This is a genomic window from Burkholderia sp. Bp8986 (assembly GCF_003854225.1).
GTDB lineage: Bacteria > Pseudomonadota > Gammaproteobacteria > Burkholderiales > Burkholderiaceae > Burkholderia.
On record NZ_QTQM01000030.1, the window covers coordinates 24,072 to 43,014 of the forward strand.

Genomic DNA, 18,943 nt, shown 5'->3' on the forward strand with positions numbered 1-18,943 from the left:
ACGTGAAACGGAACCAAGCGCTGCCCGTCAACCGCCGACGAAGATCCACGCGCCGCCGTCGCCCTCACCCGCCTCGATCCGCACGTCACCTGTCGCGGCGACGATCGCGTCGTACACCGCGTCCGTCACGCACACCACCGGCACCGCGATCGCATACAGCTCGGCGGCGACGATCGCGCCGATCGAGATGATCAGGTCGCGCTCCTTCAGCACGATCCCGACCGGCCCCGTGCCGTTGCGCACCGCTTCCGCGAGCACGCTGCTGCTCGAACTCGAGCCCTTCGCGTGCGGCATCACCATGATCCGGCCGGCGAGGCTCGCGCCCGCCTGCGGATGCCCGCGATCGACGATCCGCCCCGCCCCCGAGTCGTAGCCGCCCCAGAAGCTGAGCGGCTTGTCGAGCACGATCGTCTTCGCGCATGCGCTGCCCGGCACGAGCGTGTCGCCCGTCAGTTTCCCGATCGTTGCATCAGTCATCGAATCGCACCTTTCCTTCGAACGCGGAACGCACGCATTCGCGCATGCTGCCGTACGCCACCGTGACGCCGATGTTCGCGGGCGCATACGACGCCCACTTCCCCGAGTTGGTCATCACCAGGCCCGACAGCTGTTTCATGACCGGCGTGATGTACGTGCAGGTATCGACGACGATCTGGATGCCGCGCGCGTCGAACTTGCCGGCGAGCCCGAGCTCGCCCAACTCCCACAGGATGAAGCGGCTCGTGTTCACGTAGAAATCGCACTTCGGCCGGCCGTCGAACTGATCGAGCAGCGCGTCGAGCGTGCGGAACTCGGCCAGCGAGAAGTGCGGCGTGCCGAGCGCGACCGCGACGAGCGCATCGCCGGCCGCGCCGTGGTTCAGCGTGCGGCGGATCTCGTCGAGATCGGCCATCGCGACATCGACCGTGCGCTGCGCCGCCCGCCCGTGCAACGCGGCGTCGAGCGTCGGCGCCTCGGGCGTGACGCCCACCGCATGGAACAGCGCGACCGCGCCGCTCGATGCGGCAGCCGCGCCGAGCGCCTTGAGTTCGTCTTCGGTGGTGTCCGCGGGCAGCCCGACGATCGCCGGCACGGTCGCGCCGGCGATCCGGCCGATCAGAAGCCCAAGCGCCGCGAAATAGATGTCGCGCGAGGGCCGCTTGCCGAAGTCCGGCGCGTTGAACACGATCCGCGCCGCGCGATTCGCTTCGACGTGCAGCCCCGCATACGGCGCACGCCCGGTGATCGCGGCGGCCAGGTCGAGAAAGTCGCCGTAGCGGCTGGTACGCGCACCGAGCACCGAATTGGCGAACACGATCGCATTGGATTCCGCCCACGCGATCTGCTCGCCCAGGCGCGGACGATTCTTCAGCTGATACGGCGCGCACGTGAAGCTCGATTCGCAGCCGAGCTGCAGATGCGCATCCATCAGGCGCTGCGCGTCGCGCTGGATCGCGCGGTCGCCGTGATACAGCTCGGGATGGATCAGGTCGAGCGACCCGACGTTCAAAGTGGTCGGCACCGCGACCCGCGCGCCGGTGTCGACGAAATACTCGACGAAGTCGAGGCTGGTCCGGCCGTGGTAAAGACAGCCGTCGATATGCGCGGACGTGATGTCGATCAGGTGCGGCGCCGACATGACCTCGGCCGTGCGCGCGACGATCCGCATCGCGCGCGCGACGCCGTCGCCGAATGCGCCGCGCAACATCGCGTCGTCGCGTTCGCTCAACTGCAGCATGGGGGGCTCCTCGTGTCTCGTCCGGTGGATCCGGATCGCTTTTGTCATACTACCGCGCGTCGCGCCTAGCGCTGCGCCGTCAGGCTGAACAACTCGTCGCGCAACGCCTGGGCGCGGCCCTGGCCGAATTGCGTCTCGAACTCGTCCTGCGCGGCTTGCCACGCGACCTTCGCTTGCGCGTAGGTGCGCTCGCCGAGCTTCGTCAGGCTGAGTGCATGCGCGCGGGCGTCATGCTCGGACGCGGCCGCGGCGACGAAGCCGTCGCGCTGCAGCGGCTTCAGCGCGCGCAACAGCGTCGTGCGGTCCATCACCAGCCGGTCGGCGAGTTCGCTCATCAACAGGCCGGGCCGGCGCGACAGGTTCGCCATGATCGAGAACTGCGCGGCCGTGACGCCGACGGGGGCCAGATGCCGCTCGTAGAGTTGCGTGACGAAGCGCGCCGCCTGACGCAGCGCGAGGCAATTGCAGGCCTGGGCCATCTGGATGTCGTTCATGACCGGCAATTTAAATGTGCATATGCATAAAGTCAATGTACACTCGGCCGTAACAAGGGCCGGCGCCGGCCGCGCGCATCCGGCGCCGCGCCATCGCTTCGAGGAGACGGACATGGACTACATCGACAAGCTGCGGATCTTCCGGTCGGTGGTGGAAATGCGCAGCTTCACGCGCGCGGCCGACATGCACGGCCTCGCGCGGCCGGTCGTGTCGCGGGCGGTCGCGGATCTGGAAGCGCGCTTCGGCAGCCGCCTGCTGCACCGGACCACGCGCCAGGTCTCGCTGACCGAAACCGCCGAGCGCATCTACGAGCGATGCGCGGCGGTGCTCGACGAGCTCGACTCGCTGGAAGCGCAGGCGCAGTCGTACACGCGCGAGCCCGAGGGACTGCTGCGGCTCGTCGCGCACACGACGGCCGCGCTGAACCGGCTCGTGCCGCTGATCGCCGGTTTCAAGGCCGCGCATCCGAAGGTGCGGCTCGACGTCACGCTGACCGAGCGCCCGGTCGACCTCGTCGGCGAAGGCTACGACATCGGCATCGTCGTGCCGTACATGCTGACGAGCGAGACGACCGTCGTGCGGCTGATCGAACGCATTCCGGTGGTGATCGTCGCGACGCCCGCCTACCTGCGCGCGCATCCGCGTCCCGAAACGCCGGCCGAGCTCGCCGGCCACATGTTCGTGCCGATGTCGCCGTCGCTGCGCCGGCCCGCGCTGTCGTTCCGCGTCGACGGCGACACGCTGACCGTGCCGTTGAGCTTCGACGTTTCGTCGAACAGCCCCGTCTTCAACCGCGAAATGGTGATGCACGACTTCGGCATCGGCGTGGTGCCGAGAGCGCTCGTCGAAGCCGAACTCGCGTCGGGTGCGCTCGTGCAGTTGCTCGAAGGCGCCGATCTCGTCGACGCGTTCGTGGAAATCAAGCTCGCCTACGCGAACCGCGCGCTGCTGCCCGCGAAGGTCAAGGCGTTCATCGACTACACGGCCGCGTACTACGACCGCGAAGGCTCGATTGTTCCGGCCGCGGCCTGATCCGGCGCGCAAACGCACCTTTCCACCGCCGATTGGTACAGCCACGGCACCAATCTGATCCTGTCTCGCCGCTCGCTTCGCATCGCGTGGGCACCTAATATGTGCACATGCACAAGTCCACGCTTATCGATGACGATTGTTTCGCGGTCCGGCAAGCCGCCCGGCGAATCTCGCAGTTCTACGAGCGCTACCTGTCGCGGGCGGGCGTCACGCCGTCGCAGTACAGCATTCTCGCGCTGCTGCGGGAGCGTCCGGGCCTGACGATGGCGACGCTGTCGGCCGTGCTGGTGATCGAGCGCACCGCGCTATTGCGCGCGCTGAAGCCGCTGGTCGGCGCGGCGCTGGTCACGGGCCGGCTCGAGCCGCGTTGCCGCCGCCAGACGTTCGCGCTGACCGCGCACGGCGAAACGAAGATCGCCGACGCGCATGTGCACTGGCTCGCCGCGCAGGAAGCGTTCGAGCAGCGGTTCGGGCCGGCGCAGGCGGCCCGCCTCAGAGACGAATTGTTCCGGATCACGCACAACCTGCCGGAACGCTAACTTCCCCGATCGGCGACGCGTCGTCGGTCGTTTCAATAAGTGCATATACATAGGTGAATCGATGGAAACGACCCAAGCCGCTGCCTCCCGCGAGGCAGCCACAACCGACCGGCCGGCAAAGCAGCGCCGCGTGCCGTGGATGCGGATCGCGGTGGCCGCCGTCGTCGTCGCGGTCGCGGCCGCGGCGCTCGACTGGCTGTTCGTGCTGCGTTTCCAGGAGAGCACCGACGATGCGTATGTCGGCGGCGACGTGACGGTGCTCGCACCGAAGGTAAACGGTTTCGTCGACAAGATCCTCGTGACCGACAACCAGCGCGTGAAGGCCGGCGACGTGCTCGTGCAGCTCGATGCGCGCGACTACGATGCGAAGCTCGCGCAGGCGAGCGCGGAAGTCGACAGCGCGCGCTCCGCGGTGGCCGAACTCGAAGCGAAGCAGCAACTTCAATACGCGGTGATCGGCCAGCATGCGGCGGACCGGAATGCGTCGTCGGCCGAGCTCACGCGCGCGTCGTCCGATCGCGTGCGCTACCGCGAGCTCGTGAAATCCGATGCGGTGTCGAACCAGATCGTCGAGCGCGCGGACGCCGATTACTCGAAGGCGGATGCGGCCGTCGCACGCAGCGACGCCGCGCTGCTCGCGTCGAAGCGGCAGCTCGACGTGCTCGGCGCGCAGCTCGCCGATGCGCGGGCCCGCGTGAACACGGCACTCGCCGCGCAACGCGTCGCGGCGCTGAACGTCGAGTACACGACGATCCGCTCGCCGGTCGACGGTTACGTCGGCAACCGCACTGGCCGCGTCGGGATGCTCGCGAACGTCGGCGTGCCGCTGCTGACGGTCGTGCCCGCGGCCGGGCTGTGGATCGACGCGAACTTCAAGGAAGACCAGCTGCGCAAGATGCACTCAGGCGATCGCGTCGACGTCACGCTCGATGCGTCGAGCACGCGCCTCCACGGCCGCGTCGACAGCCTGGCGCCCGCGACCGGCGCGACCTTCAGCGTGCTGCCGCCCGAGAACGCGACCGGCAACTTCACGAAGATCGTCCAGCGCGTGCCGGTGCGCGTGCATCTCGATCCGCAGCCGGGCATCGAGCACGTGCTGCGCCCGGGTCTCTCCGCGGTCGTGACCGTGCATACCGACCACGCGAACTGAACGGGAGCCTGCGATGACCACCGCGATTTCCGGCGACCCCGCGTCGCAACCGACCAGGCAGCGCGTCTTCGCGTTCGCGCTGATGTGCGTCGGCTTCTTCATGGCGACGCTCGACATCCAGATCGTCGCATCGTCGCTGCGCGACATCGGCGGCGGGCTCTCCGCGAGCCAGGACGAGCTGTCGTGGGTGCAGACGGCCTACCTGATCGCCGAGATCATCGTGATCCCGATGTCGGGCTGGCTGTCGAAGGTGATGTCGACGCGCTGGCTGTTCACCGCGTCGGCGGTCGGCTTCACGATCACGAGCATGCTGTGCGGGCTCGCGTGGGACATCAACTCGATGATCCTGTTCCGCGGGATGCAGGGTGCGCTCGGCGCCGCGATGATCCCGACCGTGTTCACGACCGCGTTCGTGCTGTTCCCGGGCAAGCAGCGGCTGATCGCGTCGACGACGATCGGCGCGCTCGCGTCGCTCGCGCCGGCGATCGGGCCGGTGATCGGCGGCTGGATCACCGATCAATGGTCGTGGCACTGGCTGTTCTACCTGAACCTCGTGCCGGGCATCGCGGTGGCCGCGCTCGTGCCGCGCTACGTGCACATCGACGCACCGGACCTGAGCCTCGTCAAGCGCGGCGACTATCTCGGCATCGTGCTGATGTCGGGCTTCCTCGGCTGCCTCGAATACGTGCTCGAGGAAGGCCCGCGCAAGAACTGGTTCGGCGATCACGTGATCGTGTTCTGCGCGTGGATCTCCGCCATCTGCGGCTTCCTGTTCATCGTGCACGCCCTGACCGCGGAAGACCCGATCGTCGACCTGCGCGCGCTCGCCGTGCGCAACTTCGGGATCGGCAGCCTGCTGTCGTTCGTGACCGGTATCGGGATCTTCGTCACCGTGTTCCTGACGCCGCTGTTTCTCGCGCAGGTGCGGGCGTTCAGTTCGCTGCAGATCGGCATCGCGCTGCTGTCGGTCGGCGCGTTCCAGCTGCTCGCGCTCTGCGCGTATGCATTCGCCGCGCGCTACTTCAGCATGCGCGCGCTGCTCGTGTTCGGGCTGATCTGCTTCGGCCTCGGCTGCTACCTGTACACGCCGATCACGCACGACTGGGGCTGGCGGGAACTGCTGCTGCCGCAGGCGCTGCGCGGCATCGGCCAGCAGTTCAGCGTGCCGCCGATCGTGACGATGGCGCTCGGCTCGCTGCCGCAGTCGCGACTGAAATCGGCGAGCGGCCTGTTCAACCTGATGCGCAACCTCGGCGGCGCGATCGGCATCGCGGTGAGCGCGACGATGCTCAACGACCGGCTGAACTTCCACTACCTGCGCCTGAACGAGCATGTGAGCGCCGGCGAGCCGCAAGTCGCGTCGCTGCTCGACCGCCAGGCCGCGTACTGGACCTCGGTGGCCGGCAACACGCTGGATACCGCGCAGGCCGGCCTCGCGAACCTGCACCGCCTGATCTATCGGGAAGCGCTGACGCTCACCTACGCGGATGCGTACTACGTGCTGTCGCTGTGCTTCGTGGTCGCGCTGGTCGCCGTCGCGTTTTCCCGTCCCATCACCCTGAACGCGCCGCCGCCGGACGCGCACTGAAGCCAAGGTCGTCATCATGAAAAAGCTACTCGTCGCGCTGGCCGTCAGCGCCTTCGCCGCAGGGTGTGCGGTGCAGCCCGCGCAGCATCCCGCGCTGCACGATTCCGTCCAGTCGCTTGCGCCCGCCGCGTGGGACACCGACGTGCCGCGCGCCGACATCGACGCCGCCGCGTGGTGGGCGCAGTTCAACGACCCCGTGCTCGACCGGCTGATCGCGACCGTGCTCGACGGCAACCTCGATCTGCAGGCCGCCGCCGAACGCGTGAAGCAGGCGCAGGCGCTGACCGTGCAGAAGCGCGCGGTGCTGCTGCCGAAACTCGACGCGACCGCGCATGCGGCCGACGCGCGCCAGAACACGCCGCCGCCGCTCGGCTACGTGCGGCAGGCCGGTGCGGGGCTCGCGCTGAGCTGGTCGCCCGACGTGTTCGGCGGCGAACGGCTCGACCTGCTGGCCGCGCAGGCCGAGCTGGTCGGGCAAAAGCATGCGGAAGACGCGATGCGGCTCGCGCTCGCGGCCGATGCGGCATCCGCCTATGTCGACCTGCGCTGGGCGCAGCAGGAACTGAAGATCCTGGAGGACAACGCGGCGATCCGCCGGCATGCGCTCGAACTCACGCGCAAGCGGCAGGCGTTCGGGCTGTCGACGGAACTCGACGTCACGCGCGCGCAGAACCAGCTCGATGCGCTGGAGGCGCGGATTCCGCCGACGCAGGCGCAGATCGCGCATCAGCTCAACCTGATCGCCGTGTATTCGGGCCGCACGCCCGAATCGGTCGACCGGCTCGTGCTCGCGCAGGCCGGCGCCATTCCGGCGCCGCCGGCCGGGTCGCCCGCCACGCTGCCGTCGCAGGCGCTGCTGCGCCGGCCGGACGTGCTGACCGCTTACGCACAGGTCGAGCGGCGCGCGGCACAGGTCGGTGTCGCGAAGGCCGAGCGGTATCCGAAGTTCTCGCTGAACCTGACGGACGGGATTCTGGCCGCGTCGTATCTCGGCTTGCCGACGCTGACCGACAACCTGTTCAGCGCGGCGCTGAGCGCGACGAGCCCGATCTTCAACGCGGGACGGATTACCGCCGATATCTCGCAGAGCGAAAGCCGGATGCGCGAGTCTGAACTCGGGTTGCGGCAGACGATGCTGCAGGCGTTGCGGGAGGTCGAGGATGCGCGCGCGAACCTCGTCGGCAGCGATGAAGCGACGCAGCGGCTCGGCAGCGCGCTCGCGGCTTCGGACAAGGCGCTCGGGCTGGCGAACCAGCTCTACAAGGGCGGCGCGACGGATTTTCTGGACGTGCTGTCGGCGCAGGAGGTGTATCTGCGGGATTCGGACGCGCTCAACCAGGTCAGGCGCGAGCATGCGCTGGCGGCGGTCGCGTTGTATCGCTCGCTCGGGGGCGGGTGGAGCAGGAATGATGCGGCCGGTGGGCCCGAGGTGGAAGCCGTGGCGAAGAACTAGGCGCGATCACGATACGGCGCCGGCCTCGACACGTGCCGGGGCCCCGCTCTTCAGCCGCACGATCCCGGGCATTCGACCGACAACGCGATCAAGCAAGCCGCCAACCACGCGATTGCAAATTCGCGTATGCCGGAGGACGAGGTCATCCCGCGTCGGGCCAACGGTAACCGATCACTTCGTTCAGCGGGTACGCAAGCTCGCGTACCTCTTCAAGCTGATTGCCGCCGAACAGATGCACGTGCTCGTCGTCGTGGCGCAAGTAGAACCCGACATGCCCTTTCCAGCTCGCGGGATCGTCACGCGTCAGGATCGCGATGCAGCCGTAGACCGGGCGGTCCAGCGGGCGGCCCCATTCGAGCCACGAACGCGCGAGCGCGGACCCCGTGCCGCGGATGCCCGCATGCGTCATGCACCAGTTGACGAACGAAGAGCACCAGGAAATCTTGTCGTCGTAGCCGACCAGATTCGTCCGGTTGTTGTACTCGACGATGCGCGGGTTCACGCTGCCGGGCGGATGGCGGCGGATGCCGAGTTCGGCCAGGGCGACGGCCATCCACGGCGGATCGGCGGCGTCCGGGTTGCGCTCAGGATTTGCTCGGGTCACGTCGTTCTCGGGCGAGTGTGATGTGCGTGCAATCTTCGCACGGATGCGTAGATCGGCACCACCGTTCGGTCAGCCCAGGCCTCTCATGTACGCCACCCGCTTCGACGCCGGGATGGCGTCATGCGCCGCCGGCGTCGAAAGGAAAATCCGGTAACCCGAATCGAGCGCGCGGCTCCAGTCGGGAGGTACGGAGTCGATCGCACGCGAGGTTCGGGCGCGCATTGTTGCGCGCCCGGGCGACTCACATGCGTCGGGTATCCGGTCCCACGGCGCTGCCTTTAACCGCGCGTATCGACCCAGTTGCGTGCCCAGCGTTCCGAGTGCCGCAATGCCTGCGCTTCACTCGCGAAGTAATCGAGCGAATAGAACCGGTAGCGGCCTTCGACAGACGCGCTATCGATGCGCTCGAGCAGCAGGTTGGCTGAAAAACTGCCATCGGGCAAACGATGCGCCGAGGGCCGGACGGCATAGCCGTTGTATTGATGATTTTGTGTGTTTTGCATTTTTAATTTTAATAATGTTCGGCTGCGCGCGTGCCGTGCGAAATGTGCACGGATGCGCCGATCCAACGCCATTGCGAGCTGAACCCGAAGCAGTCGGAAAGCGAAAATACGGCGCTGCGGCCGGAGGGGGAACGAAGTGCAGCGAGGTGTATGGCGCCTGGTTGGCGGCTCAATGAGCAGACGCAGCCGGAAACGAGCGCGCCAACTTTACGAGACCAAGCTCCGTGCGGATGTCGCTGCGGCCCGGCGCCCATCGTGGGATGGCCGGGCCCTTCAGACTTTACAGCGGCTTGATGTTGGCCGCTTGCAGACCCTTCGGGCCTTGCTTCGTCTCGAAGCTCACTTTCTGGTTTTCGGCCAGCGTCTTGAAGCCGTCGGCACGAATTTCCGAGAAATGAGCGAACAGGTCGTCGCCGCCGTTGTCCGGCGTGATGAAGCCAAAGCCTTTGCTGTCGTTGAACCACTTGACGATACCGGTATCCATGAAGATTCCTTGAGAAAAATGAAGATTTGCCCTGCTGGAGAGCGCGTGAAGCATCAAGGAGGGAGAGGACAACGAATACCGCTGAGGAGAGCGAGCAATTGATGAACAGCAATCGGACTTCTTGGACTTCGACGCACACACTAACTGCCGGGGAGATGCGCGTCAACGGCTAACTTGTAACTGTTTTACCTCGCGACCCGCTGTTCGGGCGAAGCGATGCGGCCCTGACTGACGGCGCGCGTGGCCTGGCCGGGCGCGCGTTGCACATGATCTCCGCACGAACGGGCCGATCGGCAACGATTTTCCCGCCTTCCGGTTTCCGTTCGATCCGCCCGTATCGTGTCGACAGCCTCCTCCGATTCCCTGCGCCCATGACGTCGTCGTGCTCGCCGGAAATCCGCTCGACGATATCGGCCTCGTCGCGGGAGAAGGCGAACGTGTCGCGTACGTGCTGCAGCGGGGCAAGATCGTGAAGGCCCGGGCGGCGGCCTTGCGCTGACCGTCCGCGCGGGCCGGCCGGCAATCGTCGGCCGGCCCTGCCCGTCACTCGACCGTCACCGATTTCGCCAGGTTCCTCGGCTTGTCGATATCCGCGCCGCGCAGGCACGCGGCGTGATACGCGAGCAGTTGCAGCGGCACGACGTGCAGGATCGGCGACAGCAGCCCGTAGTAATCTGGCATCCTCATCACCGACACGCCTTCGCTGCCGTCGATCCGCGTATCGGCATCGGCGAACACGTACAGCTGACCGCCCCGCGCCCGCACTTCCTGCATGTTCGACTTGAGCTTCTCGAGCAGCGCGTCGTTCGGCGCGATCGTCGCGACCGGCATCGCGTGTGTCACGAGCGCGAGCGGCCCGTGCTTCAGCTCGCCGGCCGGATACGCTTCCGCGTGGATATACGAAATCTCCTTCAGCTTCAGCGCCCCTTCGAGTGCGATCGGGTAATGCAGCCCGCGCCCGAGAAACAGCGCATTCTCGTGCCGCGAGAATTCCGCGGCCCAGCGCTCGATCTGCGGCTCCAGCGCGAGCACGTCGTCGAGCGCGCCCGGCAGCCGCCGCAGCTGCGTCGCATAGCGCGCAAGCTGCGCATCGTCGACGTAGCCGCGCAACCGGCCGAGCGTCACCGCGAGAATGAACAGCGCGACGAGCTGGGTCGTAAACGCCTTGGTCGACGCGACGCCGATTTCCGGGCCGGCGCGCGTCAGGAACCGCAGGCTCGTCTGCCGCATCATCGCGCTGGTCGGCACGTTGCAGATCGCGAGCGCATCGATATGCCCGAGCGCCTGCGCATACTTGAGCGCGGCGAGCGTGTCGGCGGTCTCGCCCGATTGCGACACGCCGACCACGAGCGTATTCGGCAGCGCGAGCGCATCGCTGTAACGGTATTCGCTCGCGATCTCGACCTGCGCCGGCAGGCGCGCGATCGTCTCGAGCCAGCGGCGCGCGGTCAGGCCGGAATAGTGACTCGTGCCGCACGCGAGGATCAGCACGTTGTCGATCTGCTCGAACGCGCGCGCGGCATCCGGGCCGAACGCCGCCGGATCGAACAGCCCCGCATCGGGGATGGTCGCGGCCACGGCCTGCGGCTGCTCGAAGATCTCCTTCTGCATGAAATGCCGGTACGGTCCGAGCTCGACCGAGCCTTGCGTCGACGAGACGGTCTGGATCGGACGATCGACCGGCGTGCCGCCGCGTTCGAGAATGCGCACCCCGCCCGGCGTCAATTCGACGATGTCGCCCTCCTCGAGAAAGATGAAGCGGTCGGTGATGCCGGCGAGCGCGAGCGCGTCGGACGCGAGGAAGCATTCGTCGTCCTTCAGGCCGACGACGAGCGGCGAGCCGACCCGCGCGCCGATCAGCCGCTGCGGCTCGTGCTTGCTGAACACCGCGATCGCGTATGCGCCGTGCAGCTGCGACGTCGCATCGCGCACGGCGGCGAGCAGGTCGCCGTGGTACTTGCTGTGGATCAGGTGGGCGACGACCTCGGTGTCGGTCTGGCCATCGAACTGGTAATGCTCGTCGGACAGTTGCCTGCGCAACGTCTCGTGATTCTCGATGATGCCGTTGTGCACGAGCGCGATCTCGTCGCGCGAGAAGATCGGATGCGCGTTGCAGGTGGCGGGCGCGCCGTGCGTCGCCCAACGGGTGTGCGCGATGCCGGTGCTGCCGGACAGCCCCGCGCTGCGCACGTGCGCGTCGAGATCGGCGACGCGCGACACGCTGCGTTCACGGCGCGCCTGGCCGTCGACGACGGTCGCCACGCCGCATGAATCGTAGCCGCGATACTCGAGGCGGCGCAGACCTTCAATCAGAATCGGAACGACGTTCCGTTGCGCGACCGCGCCGACGATGCCACACATGACTCGTCTCCTTCCCCTGTTTTCGTTGATCGACCGTGCGCTGTCGTATCAGCGCGATCCGGTTACCGTTGTCTTCGCCATCGTGAACCCGCATGGGCGGGAGCGAGCGGGTCGGCATCGGCGTAATGGCCTGCACACTCCATCGCGTCGGCAACCGGCCGTGATGCGCGGTCAAGCGCGGCCCGCACGCCGCCCGCCCGGCGCGTGTCGTCGCGCCTGGCAGGTTTGTCGTATCGGTATCCCCGCCCTTCCGTCGTCGCTCGAACTCGGACGGGCACGCCTGTCCTCCTGAACAAAGCAAGCGGTGAGCCATGGATCGCCCTACCCCGTGATGCAATGGCCTGCGGGTACCCGATCGACGGGCTCGCGGCACGGATCGCGTGTTTTTGATTCACCGGTGAATCAGGGTTCACCTCCCCCCTAGCGGGATCTTCCGCCTTCAGTGAACCGAAACGTCGCGCGCCACCCTTTCTGCTGGTCGACCGCTGCAGGCTGTCGTTGCAGGGCTCTTGTCCGGCAACGCTCCGTGCGCGGCGTGGCACACATCGGCCAACCGACGTGCGGATATGGCCGGCCGGCTCCGGACGGTCGTTACAGATACGCAACGTTTCGCATCGCCCGGTGCGGACGATACACGCGCCGCGATGCGTGAGGGCCATCCTTCGCACGGAGGCAATGGGTGGCAGCCGACGACGTTCCCCACGTTGCCCGGACAAAACTCGCATGTCGAAACGCTCCGAGGCGCGTGAAACGGCGCATGCGGTTCGATCGGCAGCCCGCGCGTGACGCAAGTCGCCATTCGTCGCATGACGTGACCGGCTCGATCGCGCGAACGGTCGGATTTTTACCCGCATCGCGGCAGGGCGCCGCAATCGCGCTCGTAGCAATTGTGAAACGTTCCCTGGCATTCCACCGGTGTGGCGCGAAGCGGGGCCGGCCACAGGGCCACTGGTTTGAATATTGCTCTATCGGAAGGAGGAACGGGTGCGGGCGCGCAGCGACGTGGAAACGTACGCGGCCTGACCGGCAGACATGGCGATCGACACAGCGAGAAATGCTCATGACGTGATTGACGAGGTGCAACGGGACGGCCGTAGTTCGACGATTGCGTGGCGCAGACCACGCGGACAAAAACGGCGCGCTCGCCCCGCAATACCGCTGCATGTCGCGCGACTGGCGCCGATACATGCGGGGACGGGACGGGTTGCCTGCAACCATGCCTGGCGCCAGACGCCGGATCTTCCGGCGCGAAGATGCTCAACGAGGACATCGATGAAAAAGATCTTGCTTGTGTTCGGAACTCGACCGGAAGCCATCAAGATGGCGCCGCTCGTCCGCGCGCTGAAGGCGCGCAAGGATGTCGATGCCCGCGTATGCGTGACCGCCCAGCATCGGGAAATGCTGGATCAGGTCCTCACGTTGTTCGACATCAAGCCCGACTACGATCTCAACCTGATGCGTCAGAGCCAGACGCTGACCGACGTGACGACCGGCATTCTTCAGGCGATCGGGACCGTCTTCGACGACTTGCGTCCGGACGTCGTGCTGGTGCACGGCGACACGACGACGACGCTGGCCGTCAGTATCGCGGCGTTCTACCGCTATCTGCCGGTCGGGCACGTGGAAGCGGGCTTGCGCAGCGGCGACATCTGGTCGCCGTGGCCGGAGGAATTGAATCGCCGCGTGACCGATGCGGTGTCGTCATGGCACTTCGCGCCGACGGGCCAGGCGCGCGACAACCTGTTCAGCGAAGGCGTGCCGGTGGGTGCGGTCGTGATGACGGGCAACACCGTGATCGATGCGCTGCACGACGTCAAGCGCATGCTCGACCACGATAGCGCGCTCCACGACAAGGTCGCCGCACACTTTCCGTTTCTCGAAGCGTCGCGCCGCGTCGTGCTGATCACCGGCCATCGCCGCGAGAGTTTCGGCGAACCGTTCCGGCATTTCTGCGAGGCGCTCTGCACGCTCGCGAAGCGCTATCCCGATGCGCAGTTCGTCTATCCGCTGCACTTGAATCCGAACGTGCGCGAGCCGGCGCGCGCGCTGCTCGGCAGCGTACCGAACATCTACCTGATCGAACCCCAGGAATATCTTTCGTTCGTATTCCTGATGTCACGCTCGCACTTCATCATCACCGATTCGGGCGGCATCCAGGAGGAAGGGCCGGCACTCGGCAAGCCGGTGCTCGTCACGCGCGAGACGACCGAGCGGCCCGAAGCGATCCACGCCGGCACCGCGCGGCTCGTCGGCACGGACCAGGAGCGGATCGTCTGGGAGGCGTCGCGGCTATTCGACAGCGACAGCGCGTATGAGGAAATGGCGCGCGCGAGCAATCCGTATGGCGACGGCCATGCGAGCGAGCGGATCGTTCATGCGCTGATGCACGCGCCCGGGGCGACCGCAAAGGCGACGAGCTTTTCGATGGGCGCCGCGGAGATGCCGTTCAACCCGCTCACCCTGGGGTTGCAGGCGTTGCGCTCGCGTTGAAGTCGCTCGCCGGACGGCATGCCGACGGTCGGCGACGCGTGATGTCGCCGACCGTCATTCGTCGGACGCGAACCTCCATCCAGCGCCGTCGAATCGCGCCGTGCGAGCGACGGCTGCGACCCGTGTCTGCCGCCCGCTATCCCGCTATCGGACCACGGCATCGGCCATCGATTGCGCCTGCGCGACCAGCCGCGGATAAATCCGCTGGGTCCCCACCTGCCTGGCGAAACACGCCTGCCGCCCGTTCTCGGGCACGCGCGCCGCGCCGCACGCCGCGATCGGGCGCAGCGTCACGCCGCGCCACAGGATATAGACGCGTTGGCCCTGCCGGACCGACACGGCCAGCGTGTTCGGCCCGTCCGGCACGCCGTCCTGGCTCTCGCCCAGCAGCCACGCCTTCACCACGCCGTCGGCCGGCTGCCGCTTGACGGGCAACTCGGCGAAGCGAAACGCGGCGGCGTCGTCGCTGAATACGTGCGTGTAAAGCGTTTCGTTGCCGAACATCGCGGCGACGTCGTCGGTCGGCTTGATGCCGGCGTCCGCCGTGCTCGCCCAGGCCTTCAGCAGCGGAACGGTCGTCACGACGAGATGCGTCTTGCCGTCGTCCGACTTGAAGGACAACCCGTCCGGCCCCGGCGGCATCCCGTCGACGGGGCCAACGCTCTGCACCGTGCCCTCGGCCTGCGCGACGAACCCTCTCGCCCTGACCGTGCCAATTAGTTTGGCGAGCCGCGCGTTCACGTCGGCCGTGTACTGCCGGTCGAGGCCCGCCCGATCCTCCATCCGGGCCGCCGCCACGGCCGCCGCGGCCTGCTTCCGATAGGCAAGATACGCATCCGCCGGCGATGCGATCACCTTCGCCCCGACCGCGGCGAGCACCGCCGCGACCGCCACCGCCCCCACCCCGATCTTCAGTCTTGAAATGCGCTTCATTTTTATGACGTCACCGATTCCCGCGCTGACAGCGAAAACGGCTACCGTATCCCCACGGCAGCCGTCCCCCAGAAACGCGTTCATTCTAACGTCGCGCGGACGCTATTCATCTACCTTGAACGCCGATACCAGGCGCGTCAGATCCGCCGCCTGCTGCTTCAGGCTCTCCGCGGCCGCGGCGCTTTCCTCGACCAGCGCCGCGTTCTGCTGCGTCATCTGATCGAGCGACTGCACCGCATCGCCGATCTGGTCGATGCCCGCGCTCTGCTCCAGGCTCGCCTCGGCGATCTCGCTCATCATCGCGCTGACGCCCCGCACCTGCGACACGACATCGCGCATCACCTTCCCGGCCTCGCCGACGAGCCGCGACCCGGTGCTCACCGTCCCCGCACTGTGCTCGATCAGCGCCTTGATCTCCTTCGCCGCCTGCGCGCTGCGCTGCGCGAGGTTCCGCACTTCCGCCGCGACGACCGCGAACCCGCGCCCCTGCTCGCCGGCGCGGGCGGCCTCGACCGCCGCATTCAGCGCGAGGATGTTGGTCTGGAACGAGATGCCGTCGATCATCACGATGATCTCGGCGATCCGCCGCGACGCATCGCTGATCTGCTCCATCGTGGTCACGACTTCGCCCACGACCTGCCCGCCGCGCGTCGCCGTGTCGGCGGCGCCGGTGATCAGCTGCGCGGCCGTCGTCGCGGTTTCGGTGTTGTTGCGCACAACCGCCGTGATTTCCTCCATCGACGAAGCCGTCCGCTCGAGGTTGCCCGACTGCCCTTCGGTGCGTTCGCTGAGGTCGGCATTGCCCGACGCGATCTGCGCGGACCCGGTCGCAATCGACGCGGACGCCGCGCGGATCCGGTGGACGAGCGTCGACAACGACGACACGAAACGGTTGAACGCGTCCGACAGCTGGCCGATCTCGTCCTGGCTTTCGACCGTCATCCGGCGCGTCAGGTCGCCCTGGCCGCTCGCGATGTCCGACAGCAGCGTCGCCGCGCGGCGGATCGGCGCGGCGATCGCACGCCCGACCAGCCAGATCACGACCAGCGCGACGCCGAGGCCCGCGATCGCGGCGACGAGCGCCGCACTGCGAATCGCACGCGTCACCGGCCCGAGCAGTTCGGCCTGCGGCACTTCGACGACCACGTACGCATTCAGCTCCGGAACGAACGATGTCGCGATGAAGCGCGCACCGCCGTCGCCGTCGTAGCTCAGCGTCGCATACGGCTTGCCGGCCAGCAGCGTCGACGATGCGTCGCCGGGCAGGTCCGGTTCGTCCTTCAGGAAGTGCTTGCCGTCGATCAGCGACGCATCGCGATGCATCATGATCGCGCCGTCCGGCCGCACGAGGTACGCAAACCCGGTGTCGCCGATCCGGTATGCGGCGATCCCCTTCGCGAGCGCGTCGACGGACAGGCTCATGCCGGCCGCGCCGATCGGCGCGCCGTCGAGCTCCACCCGGCTGTTGATGAACATCATGTAGCCGCCGGCCGTGACCTCGCGGTCCATGTTCACCTCGTAGGCCTTGCCCGACGCGAGGAAATCCGTCAGCCACCGATCCTTGTCGGTGACCTTCCGCTGCAGGCCGGCTTCGTTGTAGTAGTTGCCGCTCTTCACCGACACCCACTGCACGGACGCCGCCTTCTGCTCGTCCTTCACGTTCTTCGCGAGCTGAATCCAGCTGCGCGTGCCGGCATCGGGCTCGCCGTCGGCCTCCCATTGCAGCAGGAACGCATCGCGCGCAAGGAGGCGCGACGCGGCAATCGGCCCGGCCATCTGCCGCTGCACGTCGGCGCGGATGCCGCTCACGGCCGTCGGCAGCTCCTCGCGGACGACGCGATCGCGCACGGCGTTGCCGATCAGACGGACGCTCAACCCGCTCGAAATCGCGACGAACACGAGCAGGCAACTCGTCATGCTGAGAATCAGCTTGTTCTGAATGGACAGCTTGCGCCAGAAATGCATGGGGAACCCTCGATAACCGCTCGGTCTGAGCCAGCCTGGGTTATCGGCAGGCACGCGCGGAATCGCATCGCCGGGTTCACATGTTCGTCATCCGAGATCCGATATGTCGTCGACGGGCGGCCGTCGCGCACCCGTCGAGATTCGCGCGTTCAATACGCGACGAAGATCGTCACCCGCCGGTTGCGCGCCCGCGCGGCCGCATCGTCGCCCGCGACGAGCGGCTGCGTATCGGCCCGCCCGATCGCGGCGAGCCGGTGCGGCGCGACGCCGCGATCGGCCAGATAGCGCACGACGCTGCCCGCCCGCGCGGACGACAGCTCCCAGTTCGACTCGTATTTCGCGTTCGCGATCGGCACGCTGTCGGTATGCCCTTCGACGAGGATGTCGCCGCTCGCATGCGCGCTCAGCGCCTGCGCGATCTGGCTCAGCACCGGTGTCGCGTCGGGCAGCAAGCGCGCATCGCCGACGTTGAACAGGATCTTCGCGTCGATGCCGATCTCGATGCCGTGCGGCGCGCGCACGAGCGAGATGTGGCCGGCCGCCTTCAGCGCGTCGAGCGATGCGAGCCACGCGGGCATGCGCCCGGTCGCTGCGTCGGGCGCGCTTGCCGTCCCGCCGTCATGCCGCGCAAGCGTCTGATAACGCGCATCGAGCGCGTTGTATTTCGCGAGCTGCAGCACGTACAGCGCGAGAAACAGCACCATCAGCGTCGTGACGAGATCCGCGTAGGAAATCAGCCAGCGCCCGGACTGCGTGCCTTCGGCCTCATCGTCGTCGCGCCCGGCCGCGGCTGAACCCGCACGCGCGCCGTCAGTTCGAGCCGTCATGTCGAAGCTCCCGGTGCGTCATGCGAGCGACTCCGCCGCGCGGCCGCGCACGTCGCCGGTCAGCCGCGTCTCGATCGTGTGAGGCGACTCCTTGCGCGAGATCGCGAGCAAGCCGTCGAGATACAGCTTGCGGAACCGCAGCTCGCTGTCGATCTGCGCGCGCAGCTTGCCGTAGAGCGGCAGGAACACGAGGTTCGCGAACGCGAGGCCGTAGAGCGTCGCGATGAACGCGACCGCGATGCCCGGCCCGAGCTGCGCCGGTTCGAGAATGTGGCTCGTCACCTGCACCAGCCCGAGCACCGAGCCGAGAATGCCGAACGTCGGCGCATAGCCGCCGGCCTGGTGCCAGACGCGCGCGGCCGCGAGGCGGCTGCGCTCGTAGGCGTCGAGCTCGCGCTGCAGCGCGTCCTCGAGCACCGCCGTCGACACGCCGTTCGCGAGCAGTTCGAGCCCGCGCCGCGCGAACGGATGGATGCCGCTCACGTCCATCGATTCGAAGGCGAGCAGCCCGTCGAGCTTCGCGCGATCGCCCCACTCCAGCAGGTCGGTCAGGTGCTTGCGGTCGACTTCCTGCGCGCGCACGAACGCGAGCCGCAGCTGCTTCACCGCATCGAAGAAGCGCGCCCACGTATTCTGGATCATCACCGCGCCGAGCGTGCCGCCGAGCACGATCACGAGCGCTTCGAACTGGAACAACATTGAAAAATGTCCGCCTTCCAGCGCGAAGCCGAACACGATCGCCACGCCGCCGAGCAGCACGCCGGCCAGGGTCAACAGGTCCATGGATGTCTCCGTCGGGTGG

Annotated in this window: 17 protein-coding genes; 6 read left to right on the forward strand and 11 right to left on the reverse strand. The window is 67.4% G+C overall.

What is annotated here, in order from left to right; translation table 11 throughout:
• Positions 1-27: 27 nt before the first annotated feature.
• From DID99_RS24245 to DID99_RS24255, 3 genes are all read right to left on the reverse strand, one after another.
• Positions 28-477, reverse strand: a complete 450-nt coding sequence (locus DID99_RS24245) for an aconitase X swivel domain-containing protein (protein ID WP_124520326.1) — start codon at positions 475-477, stop codon at positions 28-30.
• Complete coding sequence (locus DID99_RS24250) at positions 470-1,717, reverse strand: aconitase X (RefSeq protein WP_044847565.1); 1,248 nt, start codon at positions 1,715-1,717, stop codon at positions 470-472. Before DID99_RS24250 ends, DID99_RS24245 begins: the two co-directional genes overlap by 8 nt.
• A gap of 65 nt (positions 1,718-1,782) precedes the next feature.
• Entirely contained in the window at positions 1,783-2,211 is a 429-nt protein-coding gene (locus DID99_RS24255; protein WP_044847566.1) for a MarR family winged helix-turn-helix transcriptional regulator, read from the reverse strand.
• A 112-nt stretch (positions 2,212-2,323) separates the two neighbouring features.
• Between DID99_RS24255 and DID99_RS24260 the strand changes: the two genes are divergently transcribed.
• The 5 genes from DID99_RS24260 (at position 2,324) to DID99_RS24280 (ending at position 7,974) form a co-directional block, all read left to right on the forward strand.
• Complete coding sequence (locus DID99_RS24260) at positions 2,324-3,244, forward strand: LysR family transcriptional regulator (RefSeq protein ID WP_044847567.1); 921 nt, start codon at positions 2,324-2,326, stop codon at positions 3,242-3,244.
• A 107-nt stretch (positions 3,245-3,351) separates the two neighbouring features.
• Positions 3,352-3,783, forward strand: coding sequence for a MarR family winged helix-turn-helix transcriptional regulator (locus tag DID99_RS24265; RefSeq protein WP_044847568.1), 432 nt, complete (start codon positions 3,352-3,354; stop codon positions 3,781-3,783).
• A 61-nt stretch (positions 3,784-3,844) separates the two neighbouring features.
• The gene (locus DID99_RS24270; protein WP_124520327.1) at positions 3,845-4,933 is read left to right on the forward strand and encodes an HlyD family secretion protein; all 1,089 of its coding nucleotides are present in this window, start codon (positions 3,845-3,847) and stop codon (positions 4,931-4,933) included.
• A gap of 13 nt (positions 4,934-4,946) precedes the next feature.
• Complete coding sequence (locus DID99_RS24275; RefSeq protein WP_124488781.1) at positions 4,947-6,521, forward strand: DHA2 family efflux MFS transporter permease subunit; 1,575 nt, start codon at positions 4,947-4,949, stop codon at positions 6,519-6,521.
• 16 nt (positions 6,522-6,537) lie between these two features.
• Positions 6,538-7,974, forward strand: a complete 1,437-nt coding sequence (locus tag DID99_RS24280) for an efflux transporter outer membrane subunit (RefSeq protein WP_124645990.1) — start codon at positions 6,538-6,540, stop codon at positions 7,972-7,974.
• Positions 7,975-8,116: 142 nt separating this feature from the next.
• Here DID99_RS24280 and DID99_RS24285 read toward each other — a convergent pair whose 3' ends face one another.
• From DID99_RS24285 to glmS, 4 genes are all read right to left on the reverse strand, one after another.
• A complete protein-coding gene (locus DID99_RS24285) occupies positions 8,117-8,527 on the reverse strand; it encodes a TIGR02594 family protein (RefSeq protein WP_124488821.1) in 411 nt (136 codons plus the stop codon).
• Positions 8,528-8,856: 329 nt separating this feature from the next.
• Positions 8,857-9,081 (reverse strand): hypothetical protein, encoded by a 225-nt coding sequence (locus tag DID99_RS24290; RefSeq protein WP_044847573.1) that lies wholly within the window; start codon positions 9,079-9,081, stop codon positions 8,857-8,859.
• A 280-nt stretch (positions 9,082-9,361) separates the two neighbouring features.
• Entirely contained in the window at positions 9,362-9,565 is a 204-nt protein-coding gene (locus tag DID99_RS24295; RefSeq protein WP_006485974.1) for a cold-shock protein, read from the reverse strand.
• A gap of 543 nt (positions 9,566-10,108) precedes the next feature.
• Entirely contained in the window at positions 10,109-11,926 is a 1,818-nt protein-coding gene (glmS, locus tag DID99_RS24300; protein WP_124645989.1) for a glutamine--fructose-6-phosphate transaminase (isomerizing), read from the reverse strand.
• A 1,272-nt stretch (positions 11,927-13,198) separates the two neighbouring features.
• Here glmS and wecB point away from each other — a divergent pair.
• Positions 13,199-14,416, forward strand: a complete 1,218-nt coding sequence (gene wecB / locus DID99_RS24305) for a non-hydrolyzing UDP-N-acetylglucosamine 2-epimerase (RefSeq protein ID WP_124488785.1) — start codon at positions 13,199-13,201, stop codon at positions 14,414-14,416.
• 144 nt (positions 14,417-14,560) lie between these two features.
• Here the strand turns inward: wecB and DID99_RS24310 are convergent, their stop codons facing one another.
• The 4 genes from DID99_RS24310 to DID99_RS24325 all read right to left on the reverse strand — a co-directional run bounded on the left by DID99_RS24310 (position 14,561) and on the right by DID99_RS24325 (position 18,924).
• Complete coding sequence (locus tag DID99_RS24310; RefSeq protein ID WP_124667657.1) at positions 14,561-15,349, reverse strand: hypothetical protein; 789 nt, start codon at positions 15,347-15,349, stop codon at positions 14,561-14,563.
• A 102-nt stretch (positions 15,350-15,451) separates the two neighbouring features.
• Positions 15,452-17,314, reverse strand: coding sequence for a methyl-accepting chemotaxis protein (locus DID99_RS24315; protein WP_124645988.1), 1,863 nt, complete (start codon positions 17,312-17,314; stop codon positions 15,452-15,454).
• 149 nt (positions 17,315-17,463) lie between these two features.
• A complete protein-coding gene (locus tag DID99_RS24320; protein ID WP_124645987.1) occupies positions 17,464-18,141 on the reverse strand; it encodes an OmpA family protein in 678 nt (225 codons plus the stop codon).
• 18 nt (positions 18,142-18,159) lie between these two features.
• Positions 18,160-18,924: a flagellar motor protein gene (locus DID99_RS24325; RefSeq protein ID WP_044847579.1), complete on the reverse strand. Its 765-nt coding sequence runs from the start codon at positions 18,922-18,924 to the stop codon at positions 18,160-18,162.
• Positions 18,925-18,943: the final 19 nt, after the last annotated feature.